Raw genomic sequence first — 1,144 nt, 5'->3', positions numbered from 1 at the left:
CCTGGGACTCCTGGGACTCCTGGGACTCCTGGGACTCCTGGGACGGCCAAGACCGATGGGGTCACTGATGTCACTGAGATTGCGAAGACCACTGGGGCTGCAAAAACCAAAGGGGCTATTGGGTCGACTGGTCCCGGCGAGAACGCCGGTGTCGCTCAGGTCACCGAGACGGACGAAGCGTCACCTTGGACCCTGGAGCTGATCGTCATCCCGCGCCATGACCCCTCGCAGCGGTTGGCGTTGGCCGACTATTGGCAGGGGACTCAAGCCGAGCGCAAGGCCTTTCGCGCGCAGCTCGGCGAGTCTGATTTCGAGCGCCAATTGTTGCTCGATCTGGGGCTTGCCGCGCGCATCTATCCCAAGCTCTGGGATGGCTTGAAGACCGCCGAGCCGCAGGCGGTCGCGCTGACGCTGAATGAAGCCTTCGATTTCCTCAAAGAGGCCGCCTGGGTGCTGGAGAACGCCGGTTACAAGGTGGTGGTGCCGGCCTGGTGGACGCCGACGGGACGCCGCCGCGCGAAGCTGCGTCTGCGCGGCAGTGGCTCCTCCGCCAGCTTATCCAGTGGTTCGACGCCCGGCACCAGCCGTTTTGCCATCAAGCAGCTGCTGCAATTCCGCTACGCGCTCAGCATCGGCGATGAAGAGATCAGCGAGGACGAATGGCTGGCGCTGATCGACGCCAAGACCCCATTGGTGCGCTTCCGCGGCGAATGGGTCGAGCTTGATCCGGAGCGCATGCGCGAGATGCTCGCGTTCTGGCAGCGCCAAGGCCAGGAGTCGGTCGAGCTGAGTCTTCCGGAGCTGTTGCAGCAGACGGCTGAGGACGACGCCCTGGAGATCGATCGCGACTCGGTGCTGGCCGAGCTGCTCGAGCGCTTGGGCAACGACAGCCGCCTCGAACCGGCGGAGACCCCGGCTGGGCTCAACGCCAGCTTGCGTGACTATCAACGGCGCGGCCTGGCCTGGATCGGCTATCTGGAGCAGCTCGGCATGAACGGCTGCTTGGCCGATGACATGGGCCTCGGTAAGACGATGCAGGTCATCGCCCAGCTGGTGCGCGAGCGGGCCGATGGAGCCAATGTCGCCGATGGGACCGATGGGACCGATAGGGCCGATAGGGCCGATAGGGCCGATAGGGCCGATA

Annotated in this window: 1 protein-coding gene; it reads left to right on the top strand. The window is 64.9% G+C overall.

Translation table 11 applies throughout. The annotated features are described in order from the left end of the window. The coding region (locus VBE63_RS29945) for an SNF2 helicase-associated domain-containing protein (RefSeq protein ID WP_323686609.1) at positions 1-1,144 on the top strand (1,144 nt) is incomplete at both ends.

The organism is Lamprobacter sp., from assembly GCF_034860625.1.
Taxonomy (GTDB): domain Bacteria; phylum Pseudomonadota; class Gammaproteobacteria; order Chromatiales; family Chromatiaceae; genus Lamprobacter.
The sequence above is the reverse complement of the archived record's forward strand: the minus strand, read 5'-3'. Positions and strand labels throughout refer to the sequence as shown.